Annotated in this window: 23 protein-coding genes; 8 read left to right on the forward strand and 15 right to left on the reverse strand. The window is 60.2% G+C overall.

Annotated elements, in window-relative coordinates; genetic code table 11:
* Positions 1-5 precede the first annotated feature (5 nt).
* The 8 genes from ABZ470_RS31725 (at position 6) to ABZ470_RS31760 (ending at position 11,268) form a co-directional block, all read left to right on the forward strand.
* Complete coding sequence (locus ABZ470_RS31725) at positions 6-4,454, forward strand: hypothetical protein (protein WP_362916027.1); 4,449 nt, start codon at positions 6-8, stop codon at positions 4,452-4,454.
* An 8-nt stretch (positions 4,455-4,462) separates the two neighbouring features.
* Positions 4,463-5,383: a phage tail domain-containing protein gene (locus tag ABZ470_RS31730; RefSeq protein ID WP_362916029.1), complete on the forward strand. Its 921-nt coding sequence runs from the start codon at positions 4,463-4,465 to the stop codon at positions 5,381-5,383.
* A complete protein-coding gene (locus tag ABZ470_RS31735) occupies positions 5,376-6,974 on the forward strand; it encodes a hypothetical protein (RefSeq protein ID WP_362916031.1) in 1,599 nt (532 codons plus the stop codon). The genes ABZ470_RS31730 and ABZ470_RS31735 overlap by 8 nt, the downstream gene beginning before the upstream one ends.
* Positions 6,975-6,983: 9 nt before the next feature.
* Positions 6,984-8,090, forward strand: a complete 1,107-nt coding sequence (locus ABZ470_RS31740) for a hypothetical protein (protein WP_362916033.1) — start codon at positions 6,984-6,986, stop codon at positions 8,088-8,090.
* Complete coding sequence (locus tag ABZ470_RS31745; protein ID WP_362916035.1) at positions 8,087-9,100, forward strand: hypothetical protein; 1,014 nt, start codon at positions 8,087-8,089, stop codon at positions 9,098-9,100. Before ABZ470_RS31740 ends, ABZ470_RS31745 begins: the two co-directional genes overlap by 4 nt.
* A 14-nt stretch (positions 9,101-9,114) precedes the next feature.
* On the forward strand, positions 9,115-9,342 hold the full coding sequence (locus tag ABZ470_RS31750; protein WP_362916037.1) for a hypothetical protein: 228 nt from the start codon (positions 9,115-9,117) through the stop codon (positions 9,340-9,342).
* Between the two features lie 21 nt (positions 9,343-9,363).
* A complete protein-coding gene (locus tag ABZ470_RS31755; RefSeq protein ID WP_362916039.1) occupies positions 9,364-10,029 on the forward strand; it encodes a CHAP domain-containing protein in 666 nt (221 codons plus the stop codon).
* A 750-nt stretch (positions 10,030-10,779) separates the two neighbouring features.
* The gene (locus tag ABZ470_RS31760; protein WP_362916041.1) at positions 10,780-11,268 is read left to right on the forward strand and encodes a hypothetical protein; all 489 of its coding nucleotides are present in this window, start codon (positions 10,780-10,782) and stop codon (positions 11,266-11,268) included.
* Between the two features lie 238 nt (positions 11,269-11,506).
* On the opposite strand, the gene ABZ470_RS31765 is transcribed toward ABZ470_RS31760, so the two are convergent.
* The 15 genes from ABZ470_RS31765 to ABZ470_RS31835 form a co-directional block, all read right to left on the reverse strand.
* The gene (locus ABZ470_RS31765) at positions 11,507-11,851 is read right to left on the reverse strand and encodes a hypothetical protein (RefSeq protein ID WP_362916043.1); all 345 of its coding nucleotides are present in this window, start codon (positions 11,849-11,851) and stop codon (positions 11,507-11,509) included.
* Between the two features lie 65 nt (positions 11,852-11,916).
* Complete coding sequence (locus tag ABZ470_RS31770) at positions 11,917-12,156, reverse strand: hypothetical protein (protein WP_362916045.1); 240 nt, start codon at positions 12,154-12,156, stop codon at positions 11,917-11,919.
* A 141-nt stretch (positions 12,157-12,297) separates the two neighbouring features.
* Positions 12,298-12,438 carry a hypothetical protein gene (locus ABZ470_RS31775; protein ID WP_362916047.1) on the reverse strand — a complete coding sequence of 47 codons (141 nt, stop codon included), beginning with the start codon at positions 12,436-12,438 and terminating at the stop codon, positions 12,298-12,300.
* Between the two features lie 152 nt (positions 12,439-12,590).
* Entirely contained in the window at positions 12,591-14,132 is a 1,542-nt protein-coding gene (locus ABZ470_RS31780; RefSeq protein ID WP_362916049.1) for a DUF3987 domain-containing protein, read from the reverse strand.
* 67 nt (positions 14,133-14,199) lie between these two features.
* Complete coding sequence (locus ABZ470_RS31785; RefSeq protein ID WP_362916051.1) at positions 14,200-14,970, reverse strand: hypothetical protein; 771 nt, start codon at positions 14,968-14,970, stop codon at positions 14,200-14,202.
* Positions 14,971-15,167: 197 nt separating this feature from the next.
* Positions 15,168-15,473: a hypothetical protein gene (locus ABZ470_RS31790; protein WP_362916053.1), complete on the reverse strand. Its 306-nt coding sequence runs from the start codon at positions 15,471-15,473 to the stop codon at positions 15,168-15,170.
* Positions 15,473-15,850, reverse strand: a complete 378-nt coding sequence (locus tag ABZ470_RS31795; RefSeq protein WP_362916055.1) for a hypothetical protein — start codon at positions 15,848-15,850, stop codon at positions 15,473-15,475. Before ABZ470_RS31795 ends, ABZ470_RS31790 begins: the two co-directional genes overlap by 1 nt.
* Before the next feature lie 310 nt (positions 15,851-16,160).
* Complete coding sequence (locus ABZ470_RS31800) at positions 16,161-16,487, reverse strand: hypothetical protein (protein ID WP_362916057.1); 327 nt, start codon at positions 16,485-16,487, stop codon at positions 16,161-16,163.
* Positions 16,488-17,598: 1,111 nt separating this feature from the next.
* Positions 17,599-17,919 carry a hypothetical protein gene (locus tag ABZ470_RS31805; protein ID WP_362916059.1) on the reverse strand — a complete coding sequence of 107 codons (321 nt, stop codon included), beginning with the start codon at positions 17,917-17,919 and terminating at the stop codon, positions 17,599-17,601.
* Positions 17,920-17,938: 19 nt separating this feature from the next.
* Positions 17,939-18,460 (reverse strand): hypothetical protein, encoded by a 522-nt coding sequence (locus ABZ470_RS31810; protein WP_362916061.1) that lies wholly within the window; start codon positions 18,458-18,460, stop codon positions 17,939-17,941.
* Positions 18,461-18,546: 86 nt separating this feature from the next.
* Positions 18,547-18,789 carry a hypothetical protein gene (locus tag ABZ470_RS31815; RefSeq protein ID WP_362916063.1) on the reverse strand — a complete coding sequence of 81 codons (243 nt, stop codon included), beginning with the start codon at positions 18,787-18,789 and terminating at the stop codon, positions 18,547-18,549.
* 93 nt (positions 18,790-18,882) lie between these two features.
* Positions 18,883-19,308: a hypothetical protein gene (locus ABZ470_RS31820; RefSeq protein WP_362916065.1), complete on the reverse strand. Its 426-nt coding sequence runs from the start codon at positions 19,306-19,308 to the stop codon at positions 18,883-18,885.
* A 2,601-nt stretch (positions 19,309-21,909) separates the two neighbouring features.
* On the reverse strand, positions 21,910-22,128 hold the full coding sequence (locus ABZ470_RS31825) for an HNH endonuclease (protein ID WP_362916349.1): 219 nt from the start codon (positions 22,126-22,128) through the stop codon (positions 21,910-21,912).
* Positions 22,129-22,483: 355 nt separating this feature from the next.
* Positions 22,484-22,978 carry an HAD family hydrolase gene (locus ABZ470_RS31830; protein ID WP_362916067.1) on the reverse strand — a complete coding sequence of 165 codons (495 nt, stop codon included), beginning with the start codon at positions 22,976-22,978 and terminating at the stop codon, positions 22,484-22,486.
* A complete protein-coding gene (locus ABZ470_RS31835; RefSeq protein WP_362916069.1) occupies positions 22,975-23,727 on the reverse strand; it encodes an endonuclease/exonuclease/phosphatase family protein in 753 nt (250 codons plus the stop codon). Before ABZ470_RS31835 ends, ABZ470_RS31830 begins: the two co-directional genes overlap by 4 nt.
* Positions 23,728-23,957 lie beyond the last annotated feature (230 nt).

The raw sequence follows: 23,957 nt of genomic DNA on the forward strand, positions 1-23,957 counted from the left end.
GCTAATTGCCTGAGGGCACCAAGGTGGGTTCCGGCTATGTGGAGATCCGGCCTGAACTAGTCGGTTTCGACACACTCAAAACCAAAATCGACACCCAACTTAAGGGCATCACGGAACGCAAGTTCAACGTCGCGCCCAAGATTGTTGGGATCACGAAGGCTTGGCAAGAAGAGGTGCAAAGCACCCTGAACCAGAAGGTCAAAGACCTGACGGTGAAGGTTGCAGTCCGCCTCGACAAAGACACTGTGACCGCCACTTTCAGCGGCGTCACAGTCGCCGCCGTTCAGGCCGGACAACAGTCCGGCGATGGCCTCTCCAAAGGCTTCCAGGCCGCCACGGCAACCATTAAGCGTCTTATGCGTGAGGTGGACGTCGCCATCAAGGCCGGTTTGACTCCCGAGCGCTCGTGGGATGTCGAGAAAAATCTAGGCGTCGTCTCGAACGCTTACCGCGACATGGTCGAAGACATCGAGGCCTATTCTGACCGCGAAGTTACGGCCATTAGGTCCGGGATCACGGAATTGGAAACCCTTCAGAACCGCGTCTCCCGCACCATTCAGCGCGAGTCGAACGCGGTCAAGAAGGCGAACGACGATATCGAGGCTGAGGTTAAGCGAACCATCGCAGAAACTGATCGCCTGGTGTCGTCGGCTGAGACCTCCATGGAGCGTTACCGGAACACGGTGGCTCGGAATCTTGAAAATGCGACGCGGGCGCTCAAGCCGCACACGGAATCCATTCGGACTGAGTTTTCGAAGATCGCTCCGGCCATTGAGCAGATGTCCGGGAACTCTCTGCGGTCGATGGACAAATTCAACCGGGGAGTCTTCGACACCCAAAAGGTTGTCCGTGAGGGTTTTCGCGAGGCCACCGAAAAAGGCATGTCGGATGTTGCGAGGCTTTTCGAGGGCTTCGCGAGAGACAACGGCATCACCCTTGCTCGAACCGGCGAACGGGTCGGCCGCTCTTTCGGAAGCGCGCTAAGCGACGCGATCGATACGACGGTCCGTTTCGGAATCGCCCGCCTAGTGGTGGGCCTACCGACCGCTATTGCCACGGTCGGTTACCTGCTGTCGCCTGTCGCGTCTGCCGTCTCTTCCCTGGCTAGCGGCTTCGCCGTGCTGGGCGGTCAGGCCGCTTACGCTGCGGGGGCTCTCGCTGCCGTCCCGGCCGTTTTCGGTGCCATCATCCAAGGCGGCGCAACACTGGGCCTCGCCTTCGCTGGCGTCTCCGAGGCACTTACCGCCCTCCAGGCCGACCAGGACAAGGGGGGGCGCAACTCCCAAGCGATGGCGGATGCCATGGAGGCGGCCAACCGTCGCGTACAGGCCTCCAGGCGCTCCCTGGCGGACGCCCAGGAGCAGACGGCAGCCCGCATCGCAGACGCAGAGGAGCGCCTACAAAGGGCCGTCGAGTCCAGCGCCGACCGCATCGCGGACGCCCAGGCCCGCCTCGTCGACGTGACAGCGGACGCAGCAGACCGCATCACCGACGCCGAGGACCGGCTAGCCGAAGCGCAGGCCGACGCAGCTACCCGCATAGCGGAGAGCCAGGCCCGCCTAGCTGACGTACAAGCGGCCGTCGCCGACCGCATCGCGGACGCCCAGGCCCGCCTCGTCGAGGTGGCCGAGGCCAGCGCAGAGCGCATCACCGACGCAGAAGACCGCCTCACCCGCGCACGGGAGGACGCAGCCGAGAGGGTTGCCGCCGCAGAGGAGCGCCTCACCCGTGCGCGTGCCGACGGCGCCCGGAGGGTGACCGATGCCGAGGCTGACTATGCGCGCACCCTCGATGACGTCACGACGGCACAGGATGCGCTCAACGCGGCCAGGGCGACAGCCCGGGAGCGCATTGAGGATCTGAAGCTTGCGCTTTCCGGCGGGCAGCTTGACGAGGAAGCCGCCGCTATTGCTGTCGAGAAGGCAGCCGAGCGGCTACGCAATCTCACTAACGATCCTGACGCCACGCCCCGCGATTTGCATGAGGCGGATTTGGCGTATCGTCAAGCCGTTCAGAAGCTAGACGAGATCCGTGAGAAGAATGAGGACCTCCGGCAGCAACAAGAGAAGGCCGACCGCGACGGCATCGAAGGCTCCAAGGAAGTCACGGATGCCAAGGACGCCATTCAGAAGGCGATCGAAAAGCAGATCGAGGCCGAGCAGCGGCTAGCCGACGCCCGCCGGGATTCAGCGGAAAGTATCGCGGACGCCGAGAAGGCCCTAGCGGACGCCCGGCGCGATGCAGTTCGGTCGGTGACCGATGCCGAGGGCGCTCTAACGGACGCCCGAAAGCAAGGCGCAAAACAAATCGCCGATGCCGAAAAAGGTTTGAGTGATGCCCGCATCGACGGCGCGAAGCAGGTCGAAGCCGCGGAACGGGCCGCGAACGATGCAGCCATTGAAGGCGCTAAGCGGGTCGCCAAGGCCGAAAAGGATTTGCAGGATTCCCGCGAAGACGGGGTTAAGCAGATCGCGCGGGCCGAGAAAGACCTACAGGACGCCCGCCGGGATGGTGCCCGCGATGTGCTTGACGCCGAGAAGGCCCTAGCGGACGCCAGGAAGAAGGGTGCCCGCGATATCGCCGATGCGCAGCGCGCCTTGAGGGAAGCCATTGAGGACGTCGCCAAGGCGTCCGAGAAGGAAAACACGCAGGCGTACAACGCCGAAGTTGCCCTCAGAAAGCTAAGCCCCGCCGCAAGAGAGTTCGTGCTCTACCTGGATCGCGAATTCCTACCGAAGATCCGCGAGATCCAATGGTCTGTTCAGGATGCTTTCTACCCGCCTCTACAGGCGGCCCTGGAAAAGTCCGATGGGCTTCTTGACCTCTTCGGCGGAAAGCTCACCGACACGGGGCGGATCTTCGGCAATTTCGCCGGTGACGTTATCGACTGGCTCAATACGGATGAGGAGAAGAACCGCATTGGCCGGATCATGGATTCGAATAACCGGATTTTCCAGATCTTGGCGGGCTCTGCCGATGAAATCGGCGATGCTGTCGGCCGTATGGTCGAAAGGTCCGGGCCGTTCCTAGAGCGAATGGCCGGATTGGTAACACGTATCATCAATCGCGTTTCGGAAATGGTTCAGCAAGCTGACGATAGCGGGAAGCTCACCGATTTCTTTGGCCGCGTCGGCGACACCTTAGAGCGCATTAGCGGGATTGCTGGCGACATCGGCCGGATTCTCATTGTCGCTTTTGATGAGGCTTACCCGCCTGGCGAGAAGCTACTAGGGCTCATTGGCGATAACGTTAAAGAGTTCGCCGACTGGATTGAATCGACCGAGGGCCGGCAGACCCTCCGCGACTGGTTCGAAAAGGGCCGCGCCGCCATGGAGGAGCTTGGGGGCCTCATTAAAGATATTGTCGTCGATTTCAAGGATCTCGGTGACAATGTTGATTTTGCGACGATCATCAGAAGCGTTCGCGAGGATCTTCTACCCGCAATTGTGAAGGTCGCTAAAGCCTTGGCGGGCGATGAGGGCGAGGGAATCATTGGGCTCATCAAGGCGTTCTCTGACGCCCTAGATGTCCTGGCTCCCATTATCACCTTGGTCGGCGAAGCCTTGGATCTGATGATGCCGGACGACTGGCCGAACACCCTTCAGGTCGCAAAAAATGAGCTGGATCTCTTCTCCGGTGGATTTAAGTATCTTTCCGGCGATGTCGAGGACGGCAGTAAGCAAATGTCCGAAGGCATCAAAGGCATTGAAGACGACTTTAAGAAAATCTTTGGCGTATCCCTTCGGGACGTGGCCAAGAAAGCCGCCAACACGTGGTACGAATTCAAAGACGATGTTGGCGACACCCTAGACCAATGGGGATTCGACCTCCGTAAATGGTGGAGCGATCTCATTGCCGGATTTACCGGCACTATGCAGAGCGTCAAGGATTCCGTCGTTCGTAAATTCGAAGAGATCTCCACTTGGATTCAAAACTGGGGACCAGCAATCCTGGCCCTTGTCAGGTCTCTTATGCCCGATTGGGCAAAAGTGGGATGGGACATCGTCCAAGGTTTGTGGGATGGCATGCGCGGCCAATGGGATCGGTTCATGCAGTGGTGGCGTGATTCGGTTGCGAACATCGAAGGCATCGCGCGAATGATTCTTCAGCAGAATTCGCCTTCGTTGGCCATGAAGCGCGTGGGTGAAGGTGTGGGTGAGGGCCTGGCCCTCGGCATCCGGGGTTCCATGAGCCTGGTAGCCGACGCGACGCGGGCTATGGCGTCGTCCGTCGAAGACTCCTGGCCAACCCTGACGATGCCCGCGCTGACGACGGCCGCGCGCCCCAGCTCGCCGCCTCGATCAGCGAGAGGCGAGCAGCTGTTCCGCACACAGCCACACCACCAGGCCCGGCCGGAACGTACTTACAACATCGCCTTGCACGCGGCTCCCACGACCCCCACTGAACGGCAGCTGCTCACTGTGCTGTCTTACGCAGATTCGCTCTACAACTAGGAGGCTGGTTGCCCCTTTGGCCTCAAACCCGCCTGGTTTGGCTCCCCAACCAGGCGGGTGCCGTCGCTGTCACGCTCGCGTCAGGTGAAGGCGTATCCCCGAGCGGGGTTGCCGTCCAGCCGGGCGCCCGTGGGTTCGACGCACCGACCTTCCAATACAGCTACACGGAGACTCCCGCCCTAGACGGCGCACATATCAACCGTGTGCGCATCCCCAGCCGGGAGATCTTCATCCCCGTCTACATTGAGGGAAGCGACCGCGGCGACTTCTTGGAAAAGAAGCGGTCGCTTCTCCGCAGCCTGAACCCTTTGGGTTCGAACGGCGCCGGCCGTCTGTACGTCGTCGAAGGCGACTCCAGTACACGCACCATCGACATGCACTATTTCGACGGCGCCGAAGGCGACTACGGGGTTGATGTAGGCGGGTTCCACTGGCAGCGGTACGGACTTCGCTTCATGGCTCTAGACCCGTACTTCTACTCGTCGACAGTGGAAACTCGGACTTGGCGCGGCGACGTAGAAGACCTCGTCCCCTTCTTCTCATCTCCCTTCCTAGGGTTACACCTCGCCAAAACGCTCTCCTTCAACGGCCAAGTCACCTTGGACGTTTATGGGGATGTGGACACGTGGCCCATTTGGTATGTGACCGGCCCTCTTGAAGACGTCACATTCGTTAACCACTCGATTGGTCAATCGTTCACGCTCACCCACCAGCTTCTTTCCGGGCAGTCAGTGACTATCGACACCACCCCAGGGAAAAAGACTGTCCGCCTCGATGGCGTCGGGACGAACCTTTGGGACAAGCTTGGACCCAATCCCCAAATCTGGCCGATCGCGCCTTACTGGAATGAGATTGAACTGACCGTCAACGGCGTCACCAATGAAACAGAAATCACCCTAGAGTACAGACCCAGGTATCTTAGTGCCTAAATTCGTCATTGAAGTCCGCGATCCTCAATACCGAAGGGTCGGCCTGATCGAGCAGTACACCCGTTTCGAGGCGATCATCCGATACTGCGACATTGGTTCTTGGGCTCTCACGATCGACGCCGGTCTTCAAGAGGCCGGCCTCCTGGTCGAAGGTGGTGGCATCATCGCCTGGACGCAAGGCCTGAACCAGCCGCTTTTCTCAGGCCCCTTGAAGGGGGTTCAGCGGGAATGGAACGAATCCAACCCCGGCGGGCTGATCACCTTCACCGGCAAGACGGATGAATTATGGCTACACGAACGGGTCATCTACCCGTTGCCGACATCGCCGATCGGTTCACAAACCCGGGATCGCGATTCTGGCACTATGAACGTTGCTGGGGCGCTGAGCTATTTCGTTCGGTACAACCTCGGCCCCCAGGCCTTGCCCGATCGCATACACCCATACCTGACCGTCGCTGACGTCGACTATGGTCCTTCCATTTCGGTCTCGGCGCGGTTCGATGTCTTGGGCGAGTACTTGAAGAAGATTGCTGAGTCCTCCGGTTTTGGCTTCCGAGTGATTCAAGAAGACGAGGGCATTCAGTTTGAGATCTTCCAGCCGACCGACCGTAGCGCGTCTGTCGTTTTCTCTCCGGAGACTGGGAATCTCGCTGACTACAAGTACACGGTGACAGCGCCGGAGGCAACCAGGATCATTGTAGGCGCGCAGGGTGAGGGTAGAAGCCGATACCTGAAGATTTACAGCGGCGGTGCCGGTCAGATCGAGAACATTAACGATGACGACGACCGCATCACGTACACCCCTTCGGCTTCTTGGACCTACAGCGGAAACCGAGGCCTCGGCGACTACCAGAATGACGTGACGGCTACGCAGGCGCTTGACGCTAATGCCCAGCTGATTTTCAACGGGACCGGGGCCGCGTGGTACACCGAGAAAAACAATGACATGGGCCTGGTGGATGTGTACTTGGATTCGGTTTACCAGGCCACAGTGGACTGTTACACATCTGGCGTACGACAAGTTCAGGTCAAAGCGTGGGAGCGCACAGACCTAAGCCCCGGTGGGCATGTACTGAGGCTCATAAACAAGTCCAGCGGCAAACACCTGATCGTGGACTATCTAAAGGTGCACCCAAACCCATCGACGAGCACGGGTGAGGAGTGGAATGCGCTTGGCCCTGAGCGTTTCGTGGACCGCCGAGACATCCCCGTCAAGCGGGGGCTAGATGGCTCTGGAATCGATCCTGAGACGGCCGCCCCAGTGGCGTCCACGGTGTATGCAGAGTTGGACCAGGCAGGCGCAGAGGCGGTTCTAGAGGCCGCAGGGACGGCGTCTCTTTCGGTCACTCCGATCGACACGGAAGCCGTGGCTTTCGGCCGCGACTATCAGCTTGGCGATGTCGTCTCCGTGTCCATCACTGGGGAAACCATCAAAGACGTACTGCGGGAAGTTCGCCTTATCGACACAGTGGACGGCGGCCCGCTTGTTCACCCTGTGGTCGGCTCGGCCGACGCGACAGAGACACCGCTTCTCTACAGGGAGGTTCGGAAGATCTGGTCAGCAATTCGAAAGCTAGAGGCCAGACTATAGGAGGTTTCTTTGGCTGAAGTCAGCTATCCGTGGGATAGCGGAACCGGCTCCGTCATCACGGAGCAACAGTGGTCGTCCATGTCTGGGATCTGGCAAGACAACGGCATCGTCGCCGATGGGCCGTCAAGCATGGCGTTGAAGGTGACCACTTTGAGCGAGCCGGGCGTGATCTACGTCGAGACCGGCGAAGCGCACATGGTGGGATTCCATTACGAACTGAACGCCCAATTGCCGATTGCGGTTCCCGCCAACAGTAATGGCGCCAACTCCCGAATCGATCTGGTTGTGCTCCGGATGAACCGGGACACGAACCAAATCCGTGTGGCCTACATAACTGGCGTTCCGGCTTCCTCCCCCGTCGCCCCCGCTCTGACGACCACGGGCGGCATTTACGAGATGGCGCTAGCCCAGATCCAAATGGGGCCTAACGCCACTCAGGTACCAGCCGCCGAACCACAACTAGTGGACAAGCGTTCTTTTGTCGGCAAGCGAATTCGGGTGACGGAAGATTCAACCATGGTCCCCGTCGGTTCGATCTACTACCAGCCTTCGACCGACAAGTTTTACGGCAAAGCTTCGGGGTCGCCTCAAGAGCTGGGCGGAACCCCGGACCTTTCCGGTTATGCACTTGTGGGCCACAACCATGACTCGGCCTATTCTCCTCTTGGGCATACGCACCCAGAGCCCCCTCTCTTGGGGGTGCGTCTAAGGCGTTTCTCCACGGTGTCAGGAGCATCAGGGAGCGCCAACGTCATCTCCTGGCAAGGGAGCGACGGCTTTTGGACACCTGACATGTGGTCGGCTCTCGGAACCCCCACCCGGATTAATATCACGACCGCCGGGGTTTACTTCGTGTCGGCTCTGGTTGAGTGGGCGGGGTCCGCCACTGCTGGATATCGCACTGGGCTAATTCGGCACAGCACTGGCGGGGTCCTCATAGAGGACAACAAGGCTGCGATTTCCACGGAGCCTGTGCGCTGCAATCCGGTGGCCGTTTTCTATGCGGCCTCCGGAACGTATTTCACTATTGAGGGGTGGCAAGGGACCGGAGGCGCCCTGAATATCAACAGCGCAAATGTTTCAGTGACTAGGCTATGGGGGGTGCCCACTACGTGACCGAGCGGTCTTATCCTTTTGAGGATGGTCCCGGCGCGACCGTGACCGAGGATCAATGGTCCTACATGGCGTCGGTTTGGCAGGATGACGGAATTCAAGCGCCGGGGCCGTGGGACGCAGCGCTAAAGGTCACCTCCGCCAATGAATCTTTGGTTCTGCATGTCGCACCGGGACACGCCACCGTGGGTGGCATGCATTACCATCTGGACGCTTCAAAAACGATCGCCTTCGCTTCGAACGGTGCAGCAAACAGCCGCATCGATCGAATCGTTTTGAAACTGGACCGTGTTTCCAATACGGTCGCTTTCGCGTACAAACAGGGGACGCCCGCGGCCTCCCCTATTGCGCCTCCCGTTGACCGTTCTTGGTCCAGCCCGGAAATCAGTATTTGCACTTTCACGGTGCGACCCGGACAGTCGGCCGTACTTCCGGCCGAGGTGTATGACGAGCGAGATTTCCTCGGCCGATACATCAAGGTGACGGAATCAGCGTCCATCCCACGCGGCGGAATCGCGTACCGCCCTTCCGCCGATAGGTTCTATATGCAGGGGAGTTCAGCACTCACTGAAGTGGGGAAGGCAGCCCACAATCATGATTCGAGCTACGCCCCCCTTGGACACACTCATCCCTATTCTCCTCTTGGGCATACGCACTCAATGACCGCCCTCATTGGTGGGGTAAGTGTCAGCAGTGGTTTCAGCACTCCGGCCAACGAGATTTGGGGGTGGGGACGGTTTGCCAACCTGATCTTGATAGCTACCCCGACAAGCGGAACCGTTAGTTCTGGCACCCGCATTGGGACTATCAACAACCCTGCACTAATGCCGACGTCTCCCGTCTATCTCACCGCCTTTCAGGACGACAGTTCAGGGCCGTATGACGGAGCAGCATTCATCATCGTAGACACGGACGGGGATATCTCCTATCGCGGAAGCACCGAACCGTGGATTTCTAGCAGGTACATAAACCTGTCCGCCACCTATATTTGTGCGGGTTACGCCCCGTGGTGAGAGGGGGGCGTTGAATGCCCGATGAAAGCACCGGCGTTGTCATCACCATCAAAGACATTTACGACGAGGTCCGAGACGCGAAAACCGAGCTGCGCAGCCTCACCCAAGAAGTAAAGGAAAGCCGCCGCACCGACGAGGACCATGAAGGGCGGATTCGCACCTTGGAGCGGTGGATGTACGCAATCCCGATCTCGGTCCTGGTCGCCATCGTCAGTGCCGTCATCACAATCTACGGAGGATAGTTCATGGGGTCCGCTACGGACATGATCGAAACCGCCCAAAAAGAAATCGGCTACCGGGAAACGGGGACCAACCACACCAAGTACGCGGACCAGGTCCCGGAGCTTCGTTGGTCACAGAACATGCCCTGGTGCATGACGTTCATCACATGGGCGGCCCAGCACTCCGGGAACCGGGACCTTTTCCCTGCGACGGCTTCCTGCGAGACCGGCGCGAACTGGTTCAAGAAGCAACGCCAGTGGAGTTCGGCACCCCGGATTGGTGCTCTCGTCTTCTACGGGCCGCGAGGGTCCACCCATGTGGAGCTGGTGATCGGGGTTGAACCGGGCAGGATTCGAACGGTCGGCGGGAACACCGCCGGCGAGTCCGACGGGGATTGGTTCAACGGCAACGGGGTTTACGAAAAATGGGTTCCTCGGACGAGCCGCATTCACGGCTACGGGCTTCCCCAGTACCGGGAGAAATCACCGGCGTTCAAGGCGACGCTGAAGGTGGGTTCTAAAGGTGCCGCGGTGAAGACCTGGAAAGCTCGCATGAAGGATCGGGGTTGGCGTATCAGTGTGAACGATGTCTACGCCCAGGCCGACGCGAACATATGCAAGCAGTTCCAGACCGAGAAGAAGATCCCTGCGACGGGGATGGTGGACGAGAAAACATGGGAAGCCGCCTGGCTGCTTCCCATCACCTGAGGGAGGCTTCATAGCTGCGATTTACGACTGGATTTTTGACCAGGGGGCCACGGTAAGCCGAACTTTGACATGGAAGCGCGACGGCACCCCTGTTGACCTCACGGGCTGGTCAGCGCGCATGGAGATCAGGGACCGCGTGGGCGGGGCACTCCTGTTTCGACTCGATACCACAAACGGCTTTCTCGCCGTTGGCGGAACTACAGGCGTCATCGTTTTGAACATTCCGGCGGCAACGTCTTCAGCCTGGGCCTGGCGATCCGGTGTTTATGACCTGGAGGTTGTCGCCCCCGATGGGGCTATAGGTCGTCTCATTCAAGGAAAAGTGAAGATCAGCCCAGAAGTCACTACGGGAGGCTAATGATTGAAGTTCTAGAGATCGACGGCGGCGGCCTGGACCTCGTCGAGGTCGGTTACGTCAATCCGGGTGCGGGTGGCGCCACAGGCCCCAAAGGGGATCAGGGGGAGCCTGGCCCTGCTGGCCCGCAAGGACCGCAGGGCGATCAAGGACCCGTAGGGGCAGCAGGCCTGCAGGGGCCGCAAGGAGAACAGGGGCCGCCGGGCGCAGACGGCGCCCAGGGGCCACAGGGGGAGACTGGGGCGCAAGGCCCTAAAGGAGACCCAGGCCCGCAAGGCGAGGCGGGCATCCAGGGCACACAAGGGTTGCAAGGCCCTCAAGGACTACAGGGAGAGTCCGGCGCTTCCCCTTACCCTCTCGCGGGATACGGCCTACTAGCCGCATCAGATGACCCCGTGTCGTTCATGCTGGGGTCCGACCCCGGCAACCGCACCGTGTACGGTGCACGCGTTTGGGTGCCCGCCGGGGTCGCCATCGCCTCCCTATGGGCAGGCGTGAGGCAGGGAGGTACCTACGCCTCCAGCCCCGCCGAGAACCGTTTGGGCGTCTATGACGACGACGGCACAGCGCTGGGCTTCACCCCCAACGATGACGCCTTGTGGTCCGTCGCCGGTTGGCGCGGCGGCGCCCTGCCTACTCCCGTGCCCGCCTCTACGGCAGGGCGCTTCGTTTACGTCCTCATGCTGGTCGGTGGATATACGGGTGTCATCGTCCCCTACCCGTCGAGCGCTAACGATGCAAACGCGCCGTGGTTCACGCTCTCAACCGTGACCGGCAAGCGGCGGGCGTTCTACCAGAACGGGGTGGATGTGATGCCGGCGTCGTTCGACCCCCAGGCTTACGGCAGTATCACGACATACCTCCCCCTGCTGGGAATCAGCTGACCGCGGACACTCAGGCGTTCAGGCCGTTCCCTTCGCCCTCCCTGGCTGCGGGCGGACGGATGATTTAAGTCTCGAAAGCAAGTTCGAATCGTTCAGGCCGCCGGCCACTTGAACACAGGCAAACAAAAAGCCCCCAACCGTCACGGTTGGGGGCTTTTTTGCGTTGGGAACCAAGAAGCCCCCAGCGGGATTGCTGGGGGCTGTTTCTGGTGGGGCGAGTCTAGCCGAAGCTTCTTTCTCAGTCTCCTTCCGTCTCTTCGTACAGTCGCCTCATACGTGCCAGCTTGGCCGCCCCTTCGGAGGGGAGGCGGGGTTCCGCCTCCAGGGCTTGAATCTTGCGAAGCAGCTCCCTTCTAGCTGTAACGACCGCAGGCGGCGTGCGCTGGCTAGTCAGGATCGGCTCTACGTCGCCCCAGGTCTGGCCGCGACGGATCGACCGGATAGTTTCGGGGGTGACCTGGAATTCGACGCTCAAGCCGACAACTCGTGCATGGGATGAGTCCTGCGACAGCGCGCTTTTGATGGACGCGGCGGCCTGGTGGTCGAGCTTCCTCCGGCCGCCATCCCCTGGCGGGTTCGTCATTGAATCCTCCTAGACGGAACAGGCCGGACGCGTCGACGCGTCCGGCCTGTCAGGGAGTGTTGCGGTTAGAGCCGGGCGGCGACGTCGACGGGGTCCGTCGTGCCGTGAACGGCGACACGGTCGCCGTTGAGCATGACCAGGGGGAAGTTCAGTTCTACCGTGGTGACGTGCCACGCCCTATCGGATGCCTGGTAGGCGGTGATGAACGTTGCAACCATCACGGTCCCAATGTCGGCTTCGTCTTCCCCTAGGTGGGTGCCGACCTCGATAAGGTCGCCTCTGACGAGCTGGTCAGGCGTCTTCACTGTCGGCCCCTCCGGTGTACTCGGCCCACAGCTCGTCAGCGTGCGGCTTGCAGTAGAGCTCCCCGTCAATCTCGTCAGTTGCCTCGTCTGGGCACTGGTCGATTGGGAACCCTCCAGAGAGGTTGTATTCGCACCGCTCCATCACCTCTCACATCCTTCATGGTTGTCGTTGAACAGGTCGTCGGGGGCTTCAAGGCCGAGGCGGCCGAGCTGATCGGCGATGGCTTCCCGTGGTGCACCGGCCGCGACGGCGGCCCTGATCTCGATGTCGAGTTCACTCATGCGGGACACGGTTCTCACTTCCTTCCATGCGAAGGGCGACCCCCCGGCTTGAAGGGTCGCCCTTGTGGTCGTGTGTTCGGTTGTCCCCCCCTTCCGGGGCGGGGAGCCTGAGCGCTCCATGAAGCACCCCGAAGGGTGCTCGGACGCAACACTCAGAGCTTGAAGCCAGCGAACCGATTGCCGTTCGCTGGGGGCTTCGCCGCCGCTTTGACGGCCTTCGGCTTCGCAGGGGGAACGCGTTCCGTCACAACCGGCGGCCGTCCGGCAGCTGCCGGACGCACCTCGGCGGCCTTCGCGGGAGCCGCCGCATGCTTGGCCGCGTCGGCGTCGGCGGAGGGTTTCAGAATCACGGCAGGGAATCCCTCGCCACGGACCAATCCGCGCATCCCTGCCAGCCACTCGGGATCAAGCGCGTCGTCTAGCCACGGGAGCAGTTCAACGACATCGGCCGGAAGGTCTGCGAGGCGGCAATAGATGTCCCCCTTCCGCCCCCCGGAAGAAGCGGGGTTCTTGTAGGCCACCACATCGCCGCGCCATTCAGCGACGGCCGATCGAATCTGGTCGAGGGTCCAGTTGCGCCCGATCGCGGCCCGTAGCTCGCTTGCCGTCTGCGGGCCGTGTTCCAGCGTTCGCCAAATCCGCGTAGCTAGGGGCGTCTTGGATGCGGTGGCATCGGTCCCCATCTCCCCCTGGAGGATGTAGCGCACTGATTCGATGCTGTACCTCATGAGTGCGGTGGCGGCCTCCAGGTCGTCACGGGTGACGACCACGGCCCCCCTGGTCGTCAGGGCGTAGATGCCAGCACAGCGGAGCACATGGGGAATGGCGCGTCCCGCGAACTGCTCCATGTCCTCCCCCGCCCCTGCGAGGGCTTCCAACTCCTCATACAGGGTTGCCCAGTGGGTGCGGGCGCTCGGGTCCATTCGGATCACGCCCGTCTTGCTGGCCGTGACGATGGACTCTTTGAGCTTCTTCGTGAGGTGTTGGATTTCGTCGTAATCGAGGTCTCCCCCGAATGGCAGCAATTTGGACCTTTCGACGGAGAAAACCATGAAGCGGTTGATAGTGCCGCCTGCGAGGTCGGCAGCCCCCATCGTGGCGGCGAACTCCTTCGGGGTAATGTGGCCTGTGATACACACGTGAGGACGGGGAAGAGTGATGCGGCCGTCCTTCTTTGTGATGGACTGAATTGACTTCCCTTCCCACAACTTCCTCAGGTTGACGGAGAAGTTCTTGTCCATTCGGCCACGCATGAGCGCTTTGGCCCATTCCTCCTCAATCATGAGGCACGGGAAACCGTCGTTTTCGTGCCAGATCGGATCGTTCGGGTCGTTCAGGTTCTTGATGCCGGTCACTAGGGCTGCTCCGGATTCCGGGCAGCCATCCATAATGAAACCGGCGTCCTCGTCAGCCAGCTCGGGCACGGTCATTTCCATGACTGCGGACGCCTGCCTACGCGCGGTGCCCTTGCGTCCGAGGGACGTGGCACCGATAAGTAGAGTCCAGATGATGAGGGGATGTTTGATGTTCCCCTGAGCGACGTACGGCTTTGAGCCGATCGCATGAGAGTACATGGTCATGAGGGAGGCAAGCACCCCCATGGGGTCGGCCTCCGTGTCAGGAAGTACTGCTTTGGTGATCTCTCCGAGGAGACCACGGTAAACAATCTCGCTTGCGACGGGTTTCTTTATCACGGTGGTTCTCCTTAGATGGGCGGGGAGGTAGCCGGGCCTCTAGTGCCCGGCTACCTGACGGACCTTATCAGGGTCGAGTGAGCGGGAAGCCCTTTTCCTTTTCGAAAGCGTTCCGGATGTCAAGTGCAATCTTGCCGTTGTCGCCCACGGGCTTTCCGGTCTTTCGTGCCTTAATACCCGTGGACTTAGCCCAGGCCCGAAGCTCGGAATCCTGGTAGGCGCGTGCGCTGGTCTCGGGGGCGGTGGTCGGCTGCATTCCGACCTTGCGCCGCTCGGCCTTCTCGGCGGCAGCCTGGGCACTGTAGGGGTTCGCGGGCGGCGGCGGAACCTTGGCAGCGAACGGGTTCGCAACGAGGTTCGAAACCTTCCGCGCCGCCGGTGGCTCCTCCTCCTCTTCCTCCTCCTCCAGGAGGATGGGCGCGTTCATGTAAGAGGGGTCGTTAAGGAGCGCTTCAGTCTCCTCCTCGGTCAGCTCCTCGTCTTCCTCCCCCTGGTCGTCGTCGTCCTCGTCTTCCTCCTCCTGGTCGTCGTCGTCGAACGGCAGCCCGCTCTCCTGGATTTCGGCCATCTGCTCCAAGCTGGACACCAGCTCAAAGAATTCGGCGAACCGCTTGTCTGCCCCTTCGGCCCCGGTGGTCTGGTCGCCGCCCCCACAGCTCTCGCACACGTGGAGGTGCCTCGCCTCCTCGGCGGCCTCCTCCTCAGTCCCCGGCATCCAAGAGACCACGACGCGGCCGGACTCCTCTTGCGTCAGGGTGAAGTTCAGCGTCTCTCGCCTAGCCCTCACCGTGTCGCCGTTGGTGAGGTCACAAACCGTGCAGATGTGAATAGCAGTCATCGCTAAAGCCTTTCGGTGTTTGGGTTGATTACTTGGCGGAGGGGTTGATGGGGTCGCGGGACTTAATCCACTGCTGACTTCCCGACCAGGGGCATTCCTTCACCAGGCAAGCCCCGTAAAGGTCAGTGGCGTTGGCGATAGTAACGCCGTGCCCGCAAGTCGTGAGAACAGCCCAGTAGATGGGGGTCATTGCGCTCCTATCCTCGGATCTTGAGAGGCCCGTCCTTGATGGGGCCGATCGAATGGACGTACTCAAGCACCGTGAATTGCTCGCCCGTCTCGTCGTGTGTGTCGTGGCGCTTGACACGGCCTTTGATGTGGATGATTCGGCCGATCTGCCAGAAGTCGACTGGGTCCGGCGACCACCATTTGAACTTGTCGCCGTCCGCATCTATGAGCATGTAGAACCAGTAAGGGGTCCTGGTTTTCCCTGTTCGGGAGATGTGAATAATTTCGCACTCACCCTTGAGCCAGCCCCCCACTTTTCCCACGTGGAGGCTCATTACTTCTTCTCCCACTTCGGAGGGACGTAGGGCCATCCGGCGTTACCGAGGGAGAGACGATAGATGAATGCCTCCACCCTGGTCCTGAACTCGGCCTCGTCGATGCACAGGTCAAAGTCGCACGTGTCGAAGGACTGCCCGGCGAAGACCCAATAGAGTCGCGCCTGCCAGAAGAACCAAACGTCGTCGACGCGGCAAGGCTTGAAGACGAAGACGACGTTCGCGACCCTTCGGCCGTCGGCGTAAACGTGGTAGTAAGCGCAGGAGTCTTTCGTGTAGCCGTCCTCGTCCAGTTCAACCAAGTTTCGACCTTCCCTCAGGGTGATCTCCTTTCCCCTGATTCGCCGACGGATCGCAGTCCAGGCAACGCTAAGCATTTCTCTCCTCTGATCTGATAGGACGGATGATTTTTCGTGCCCTACCGGCCCCGTAAAGAAGTCGGTAGGGCGACCGCTTAAGACCGGTCAATCTCTACCGACTTCCGCAGGCGGAAGTTACTCACCTCCACGGAAAGCCATGTGATTTCCGCGTGCGTCCGCCGCTCCCTACTCTTGGGAAGCCACCCGGCATAGCTCTCTCGGCCGCGCCGGTAAGCGCTGCTGAGGAAGTGGTCAAGCATCCCGATTTCATCGAGGGATAGCTTCTCCACTCCGGGGATGTCTTGAAGCTTGGCCGCATGCCAGATCTTCACGCAGCCCCCGAGGATTGGGGCATGATCCGGCACCCATTGCCGGTAAGCCAGGAAACGAGTTCCGCGAGGGTGTGAAGCGCCTCAGGCAGAGAGGGCAGAGTGAGCGCCCACGTTTCCCCGCCCGCAGTGAGGGTGATGGCGTATCCGGCGTTGACGGTGGGACGGATGTAAATCCAACGCGCCTTGCTTACGTCGCCGTCCGCATCCGTATAGAGAATAGTGGTGACCGCTTCGGCGAACCCAGTCGCGAAGTCGTCGGGGACGCGCGTCCAGTCTTCCGCCGCTTCCGGCAGGACGACGTTTACCCGCTTGAGGGTCAGCAATGAAGTCCCTTTCTTAGAAGAAGACCCTCACCTGGTGGTGAGTGTCGCCCCACCTGGTGCCCTTGTCCGTGACGAGCGCATAGCGGCGCTCATCCTGCGGAATGCGGCACGGCGGGAGGTTAATGTCTTCCGGAATCTTGACTCCTTTCTCGAAAATCAGTACGTCCGTGACGGTGGCTCGGTCGCCTCCGCAAAGAATGGTGTCGCCCTCTTTCACGTCGCGAGGCCACGTCCACACACGGTCATGCTTCTGCACTACTCCTCCACCCATACGGTTATGTGTGGAACGATCTCGGTCTTATATCCGTCGGCGCACGTGTAGACAAGGGTTCGGTGTCCTTCGCTCCACCCGTGGAAACCGAAGGTGTCGGGGAAGTCGCCTTCTTCGGTGAGGTAAAATTTCTGACCGGTTGCGAGTTGCGCAGCGATCTTGGGCTTGAGTTTGGGCAAGCCAAATACTCCTATCGGCTGATTGGTTGGGGTTTGCGTGCCCGCGCCGGGAATCGAACCCGGCGCAAGAACCATTCGGGCTAACTGAACTTGAAAGGACCCTTGGGATTCGTCTTGAAGAATGCCCGGTAGTAGTCCTTCAGGTGCCTACGGAAAGCCAGCCTGTAAGCTTTGTCTCCTTGCGCGACCCGCAGCCGGGCCATGACGCCACCTAGTAGAAGGTGAAGCGAACGCCTTTCCACGTGGATAGCGCACCTTGCGCACGCAGCCCAGGGGGAACTGTGGTCGATCAGCGTTTCAGGGGAAAGGGGGCTCTGAAAGACGAGGCGCTTCCCTGGCACGAAAGCAACCTTAGGGTTCGGCGCCGAACAGAAGTCGCATACGCCGGGCGCCTCGCCAGCGTTTACCGTCACGGGGTCGGGGGTGTGGTCGGATTCCATCATCGTGGGGTGAAGGAAATCGATGATGAGGCCTGTAGGGATGTCGCGAAGAATCCTAAGGTGTTCGCGGCATATGCCGCAGATCACTACCTTTGACTGCTCAAGTTCCGTCAAGCTATCGCCTTTCTCGTGTTTGGTTTCCTTGCGCACCTACCGGGGGAATCGAACCCCCGCACACCATGCCCCTTTGAAATGGTGTAGTCGCCAGACGTAGGCCGTTTCTAACGGGTCAGCTCTTGAACGGCAGCGCCGATGATGTCCTGCCCCTGGCGGACGAACACCTCAACACCGTAAGAATCCACCAGGTGCACCACGGGCGCTCTTTCATAGCGCCACCAGCCCTCAATGGTGACGTCACGGCCGGTCTCCGGGTTATGGATTTGGAGACGCCACGACCAGGTAAGGCATTGCCTGAAGACCGGCCGGAGGCGGGTGAACAACACGACGTCCTGGTTGTCGTCGATCCGGTCACGGATGGCGCGCATTCTCGCCTGAACTTCCGCGAACTTCGCTTCCCTGACCTCTTCTTCGGTGACCTCCACTTGCCTCTCCTTTCTAGGGTCAGGCCGTCTCGCCGGTTTCGGCGGAAGCGACCCAACGCAGCATTCCGTTTGTGTCCAACCACTTGTAATAGGTGCCGTCCGGCTGGGGGGTCGCATGCCTTACGGCAAATCGAGTGCATCCGAGGGACGCTGCGAAATGCGCAACGAACTGCCCGAACGAATCCGGGGTGCCGAACTCCTTGGCCAGGTGCCCCATTACGCGATCGGTTCGCCGCAACGTCTTGACCATGATTTCGGCGTCCGCCAAAAGCACAGTCCCGGGGTCTGCGTACTCGACACTCCACCCATAGGCGGCCTTGCCGTTCCTGTCCAGGAAGGCCTTCGCACGGAGATTCGCGAGGTGACCGTACTTCCTTTCCCAGTCGCTATGGCCACCCATCATCGGGTTGAGAAGAATCCCTTCGTTATGCGACGGAGCAATACCGTTGTTCTGTACGCAAACCTCTGCGCTCATCTTCCCGACGCCGTACTCAAATCCCGCCTTGAGAACAATGACGATGTTCTCGCCCCTCTTGCCCATGGCTACCCTTTCGTTGGTTGGTGTTGATGAGCCCCCGGCATGCTGCGATGACATGCTTACGCATTTCGGGGAACCGGTAAGGCCGGTTAAGCCAGGCTCTCCCGCACAAGCCGCTCTCGGTAGCAGCGATATGCACCCTCATGTGTCATCGCGTGGCTCCCCTGCCACCACTCCCTATCGCCCTCGTTGAAGCGGGCCACCACGAACGGGGTTACGTCCTTTCCCGGGGCGAACAGAAGGGCAACAAAAGCCCCCTCATCTCCGATGGGAGTGAAGTCCAAGACGTAGAACTCCCCTGAGGCGAAGGTGAGCTTCTCTCCGACGCGCATTTCTCTTTCTCCTTCTACGTGTTTCGCCAGACGAACCAGAACACCACAGGCAGGGCCACAGCCCACGCCGAAAGAATCAGGTCAAGCACCCCGCTAGGCGCCATCGACAGGCGGAAGGCCAATGTCTTCCGGGTAGCACCCGAATACGTCGGAGAACCGCTCTCGGCCGTACTGGCCAAGGAGGTCTTTGAACCCTTCCGCCCCCGGAAGGGACATCGGGTAGACCCCTTCCCACACCTTCTCTCGGGGAAGGTCCGACCCGTCTTCCTGGCGCCGGTAGAGAACGAAGGTGAGGTTCTCCTCATCCCCGAAGTGGTATTCCCCGACATACTTCGCCGTGGTCGCGTCCCCCTGGTCGAAGAACGTGAACATGGTTCGCGTGCAGAGGCACATGTACCACATCCCGAATTCCTCCGGCTTGAACCCAAGGTTCACTTCCCACGTGGGGTGCCCGGCGTCGTGAATGGTCGATGCGGTCGAAAGGTTCAAGCTGATGTGACACTTCGGAATCTCCACCACGTTCCCTTTCTGATCAGGTTGATTCTGGGCACGGTTGAGCCCATTAATGGTCCGGCGTGCGCCCCCACGCACGCTTGACCAATGACAGGTTCAGACCTCGATGAATCCGTTATGGATTTCCTCGATGCGCTCATCTACCTTTGCAGCCCAATAGCGCTGCATTGACGGAGCGTATGCGCTGCGCAGGCGCCCCCGCCGATAGGTCACGGAGACATCTTTCTGGCACGTTTCACACGCGCCGATGTGCGACCGGATTTGCTCCGGAGTCGCGTCCCTGAAAGGAATTGACTTACGCGACTCAACTTTCACAACGGCCCGGAATGAGGACACGTCGAAAAGCCCACATTCCTGACTCGCGGCACTCTCCTGCCACTCAACGCGGTCCATCATTTTGTGGTACTCCGTGTAGGACATCCACCCCGACCTGTAAGCGGCCGTGAGTCGCATCCTGCGTTCATTTCCAGACACGACGCCTACCCCCTTCCTGTTAGTGGTTGCACTCAATGTGGTAGGCCCGCCATGCGCTAGCCGCGTCAGATTCGGTCGACAGGACCACCTGAAGACAGCACGTGCAATAGAAATCGGTGCGGTACCTGTAGGCGACCGAGAACCAACGGCCGCCCCTGCAAACCAGGCTCGGAAGCTCGCAGTAAACGCACTCTTCCATTTCTCTCCCTTTCGCTGGCTAATGCCGTGCCCTGGGGCAGATTCGAACTACCTGACGGACTGTTGGGGTCCTGATTCCGGCCTCCCCCATCGGGAGCCAGGGCATGAATGGACGGGAGTGGATTCGACAAACTCTCCATTTCTCGTAACCGTCCACCGGTGACCCGTTACCCCGGCCTAGATCTACGAACTAGGCCAGGTTCCGGACCCTTCGGCCAAAGGCAACTTTCACCTCTGCCGGATTCATCACTATTGAGTTCTCAAGAAACAGTCGCGTCTTTGGGACGTGCCAGCACCACGGGTCATTCGCCTACGGACACCCCACCCGCCATGGCGGAAAGGGCGGGTCGCTAAGCGACCAGGGTTAAGGCCCGGGGGCTAGCCGTATCCCCCAACCTGAACTTCCGGAAGTCGAGAGGCCTTACGAAGTGCCACCCGCGAGCACACTTCTTACGAAGTGCCATTCACGGGCACACTTCTTACGAAGTGCCATGTACTGGCATCGTTGAGCCTCACGGCCGGACCTAAAGCGGCGCCATGGCGCCTAGGTCCTGCCTGCCATTCGTTCCGTTCGGGAAGGTTCGGCTAGATCAAACTCGCTTCGCAGACCGTCCTGACACCGTTCACGATCGGGAGACTTCCGTCATAAGTCCCTGTGGACTATTCGACTCTCAACCGGTCGCCAGAAGAACGTTCAGGCTTCTGTATCTGTGAGCTTGACCCCTGTTCTATTTGAACAGAACCACGGTGCGTCTAAGGGGGTGTCCACCTTCCGGCATCTACGGCCATTCCCTGTCCAGCCGAGACAAGTCAATCGGCTATCTGGAATCACTTTCAACCCAAACGGGCCTCTAGAACCTTTGCAACGGTGGCGCTGCTGCCGGACTCTCATTGGTCCGTCTGCGACATCCGCTCTAGATCCGTTTCAGCCGCCTTACTCCCGTGTGAGTCGCGCGACTGCTGAATTTGGCGTGCCTGCCCCTACTTTCATAGAGCGCACCCAACCCCTAAACCAGCTAGCCCGCTCACGGTCAACAACGGCACCGGCTTAGGTTCCCTAGGACGTCGGGACCGCTAGGCCCCGTTCCCTTCGACGCACTGTGAAGTTCTGAATTAGCCGCATCCCCGCCCCCTGGGGGGCGGTTCCGCATCGCTTGGTGCGACACCGAGAACATTGCCAGAACCTCTTACGAAGTGCCAAGTCACAAAAACATAACGGGCCAAAATTCCTGCTCAGAGCCCATAACGATCTTGGTGAAGATCACCAAAAAACGCCTACTGTAAAGAAACTTGCCAACTAACCATGCCCGAAAGACGCCCCAAATAGCCTAAAGTCCGGTTCCCGAAACATGACACTTCATAAACAGCCATGCCCGAAAGTCCGAATCCCCCACCCCCACAGAACCCCCCGAACCCCCGACCCTAGGCGGACGGATGATTTAAGTTCTCAAACACGCTTTCGAAAACCAGCTACCCCTAGCGGGGGCCGTCCCACGCACGGCCCCCAACAGCCCCCAACAGCCACTCACACCCCTAGTGGGCGCCGTAAGACTCACCAGGCAGAGATAGAGCCTCTGCGAGCGTTCTAGGCCCTTCCAAGCCGCACGCATGGCACTTCGTAAGACCTGAACCGAGCGTCCCAAACGCCCGAACCACACCTCATATACGCGTAGAACCCTTATCGTCAAATCGACGAAAACTAGCTGAGAGCCTGAACGCTGGGTTCAAAACCTGAACACAGGCCGTTCAGGGCGACGTAAACCCACCAGGGGTATACCACCCAACCTGAACAGCTTGACCCCGCCGGGGGAGCTTCCTCGCTGTGCGCGCAAATCTGACGGTTCAAGGTCGTTTAGAACGTTCAGCGTTCTCGCTCAAGAGGCCGGCCGCGGCTGCCTTGGCTTCAGGTGAACCGTTCAGGCCGCCGGCCGCGGTTCACGAAGGTTCAGATCGAGCTTCTTCGTTCCTCAACGCGTTGCACCCCTTGCAGGCCAGCACAACGTTTGAGTCGTCGTTCGTGCCCCCCTTCTTCAGGGAGACGACATGATCCCGGCTCGCCTGGTCCCTCGGAACGGGCGCCTTGCACCAGGAGCAGATTCCCTTTTCTCTTTTGTATATCCTGCTGAGCTGCCTCTTTGCCCGCCCCTTGTGCATGTAGATCCGGTCAAACTCCTCTTGCGAGATCGCCCCTCTTCTGAGCTGCCGCTTATGCCTATCTGCCCTGTTTACCGCGGGCACCTTAGGCGTCTTCCCTGAGGTGTTGGCCGAGCGTGAGATCACCCGGTTCCCTTCCTCTGTCTTGGCCCGGGGCGGAGTTCGGATCAGTCTCTAAAGCAAACAGCCCCCCGGCGGGGTCCGGGGGGCTGAAGTGGGCTCAGTGCTGTTAGCCCGGCGCAGACTCAGCTGACTGAAGTCAGCTGAGCCTGCCGGAACGAAAGCCAGGCCATCGCCTCGAAACGGTGCCGGGCTTCGCTTTGAAGCTTAGCCGCATGCCGTCTCCGGTGTGCGGCTATCGCCAGGTTTCGAGCAGGTCGGGAAGGTGAGAGATGGTGGGGATGGTCTTGACGCCGGGAGGCAAAGGTGTCTTGTCGACGAAGTCGCTTCTCTGGACGAGTACGGCTTTCATGCCGTGGTTGATGGGGCCGAAGATGTCTTTGTCCCTGCGGTCACCAACGGAGACCACTCGTTCAGGGGCGACGCCAGCGGCAGCAAGAACAAGGGCGTAGAAGCGCGGGTTAGGCTTCTCGACCCCAAGGGTTGCAGATTGCAGTGTCACGCTGAAGCAGTCCAGGATGCCCGCGCGACGGAGCGCTTCGCGCCGATCCTGGCCGTCCTTCGTGTTGGAGGCCAGGATCAGAGTCATCCCCGCTTCGTGGAGGTCGCGGACTGCCCAGACGGCGGCAGGAGTGATCCGTCTCATCTTGAGAATGGGATCAACTGGTGATCCTGGCGAAGTGAGCGTCGAACCATAGTCCAGTGCGACACAGGAGATTCGTTCCGTCATGCTGCTGCCGCCCCTACGGCCGGGACATCAAAGTCACCAATTACTGGCCTGTGATCGGAGCCCCAGTCGCCGGTTCCAACTCGAAGCGCTCGGGGGGTGAGCCACCGGTAATAGATCCGGTCGCATGGGTAAGGTAGCGGCGCCTCCACGGTTGGGGTTGTAACGCCCAGCTCGACAGCCGCATCACGAAGGCCGGTTTCAGAAAGGGCATAGGCGGCCTGACGGTCAAGCTTGCGCCTGTCTCCAGAGGTATCGGCCCACGTGACAGGAACCGCGTTCCAATCGCCCATCATGATGATGGGCTCACCTCTTCTTGCCTTCAGCGCCAGGGCTTCCGCCTCGATCTCCCGAAGGCGGGGAGTGGACGGCGCCAGATGAACGCCGACGAACGAGACCATCCGGCCGTCGACCAGACCACGGATATGGGCTGCCCCGTGCCAGTACGGAGGCCCCACGCTGTGTTTCTCCTCGTCGACCTGCACCACACTAGCCTTCACGAAAAGCGCCTGGTGGCAGCCGTCGTGGTCGGACGGGATCAGGTAGCCGTCCAGGCCGAGGATGCGTTTGGCCAAGTGGAAGGGTTTACCGCCATGGAATACCTTGGTGTTGGGTCCGGCCCAACCCTTCGCTTCCTGAATCGCGATGACGTCCGCATCAAGGCCGGAAAGTCTTTCCAGCTGCCTGAGAAGCCGCCCGTTATTTCCGTTGTCTATTCCACCGTTACAGATGTTGAATGTAACGACTCTCACAAAATCGCCTCATTCGGAGGTGGGGTGGTTGATGGCTTTCTACTCCTCCGGGTTGTTGTTGCCCTGGTCCTCTCTTTCCCGCCTCGCCTGTGCTTGGGAGCCGTGCACCGGGGCAGTGCAGATCCTCATACCGTCGTCCCCATAACCGGGGTCGTAATACACGTTATTGTCCTGGCATTTGGAACACGCGTACGCCATGGGGCCTCTAATTCTTTCGATCGTCAAGGAAC

This window comes from Streptosporangium sp. NPDC020072, assembly GCF_040631445.1.
Taxonomy (GTDB): domain Bacteria; phylum Actinomycetota; class Actinomycetes; order Streptosporangiales; family Streptosporangiaceae; genus Streptosporangium.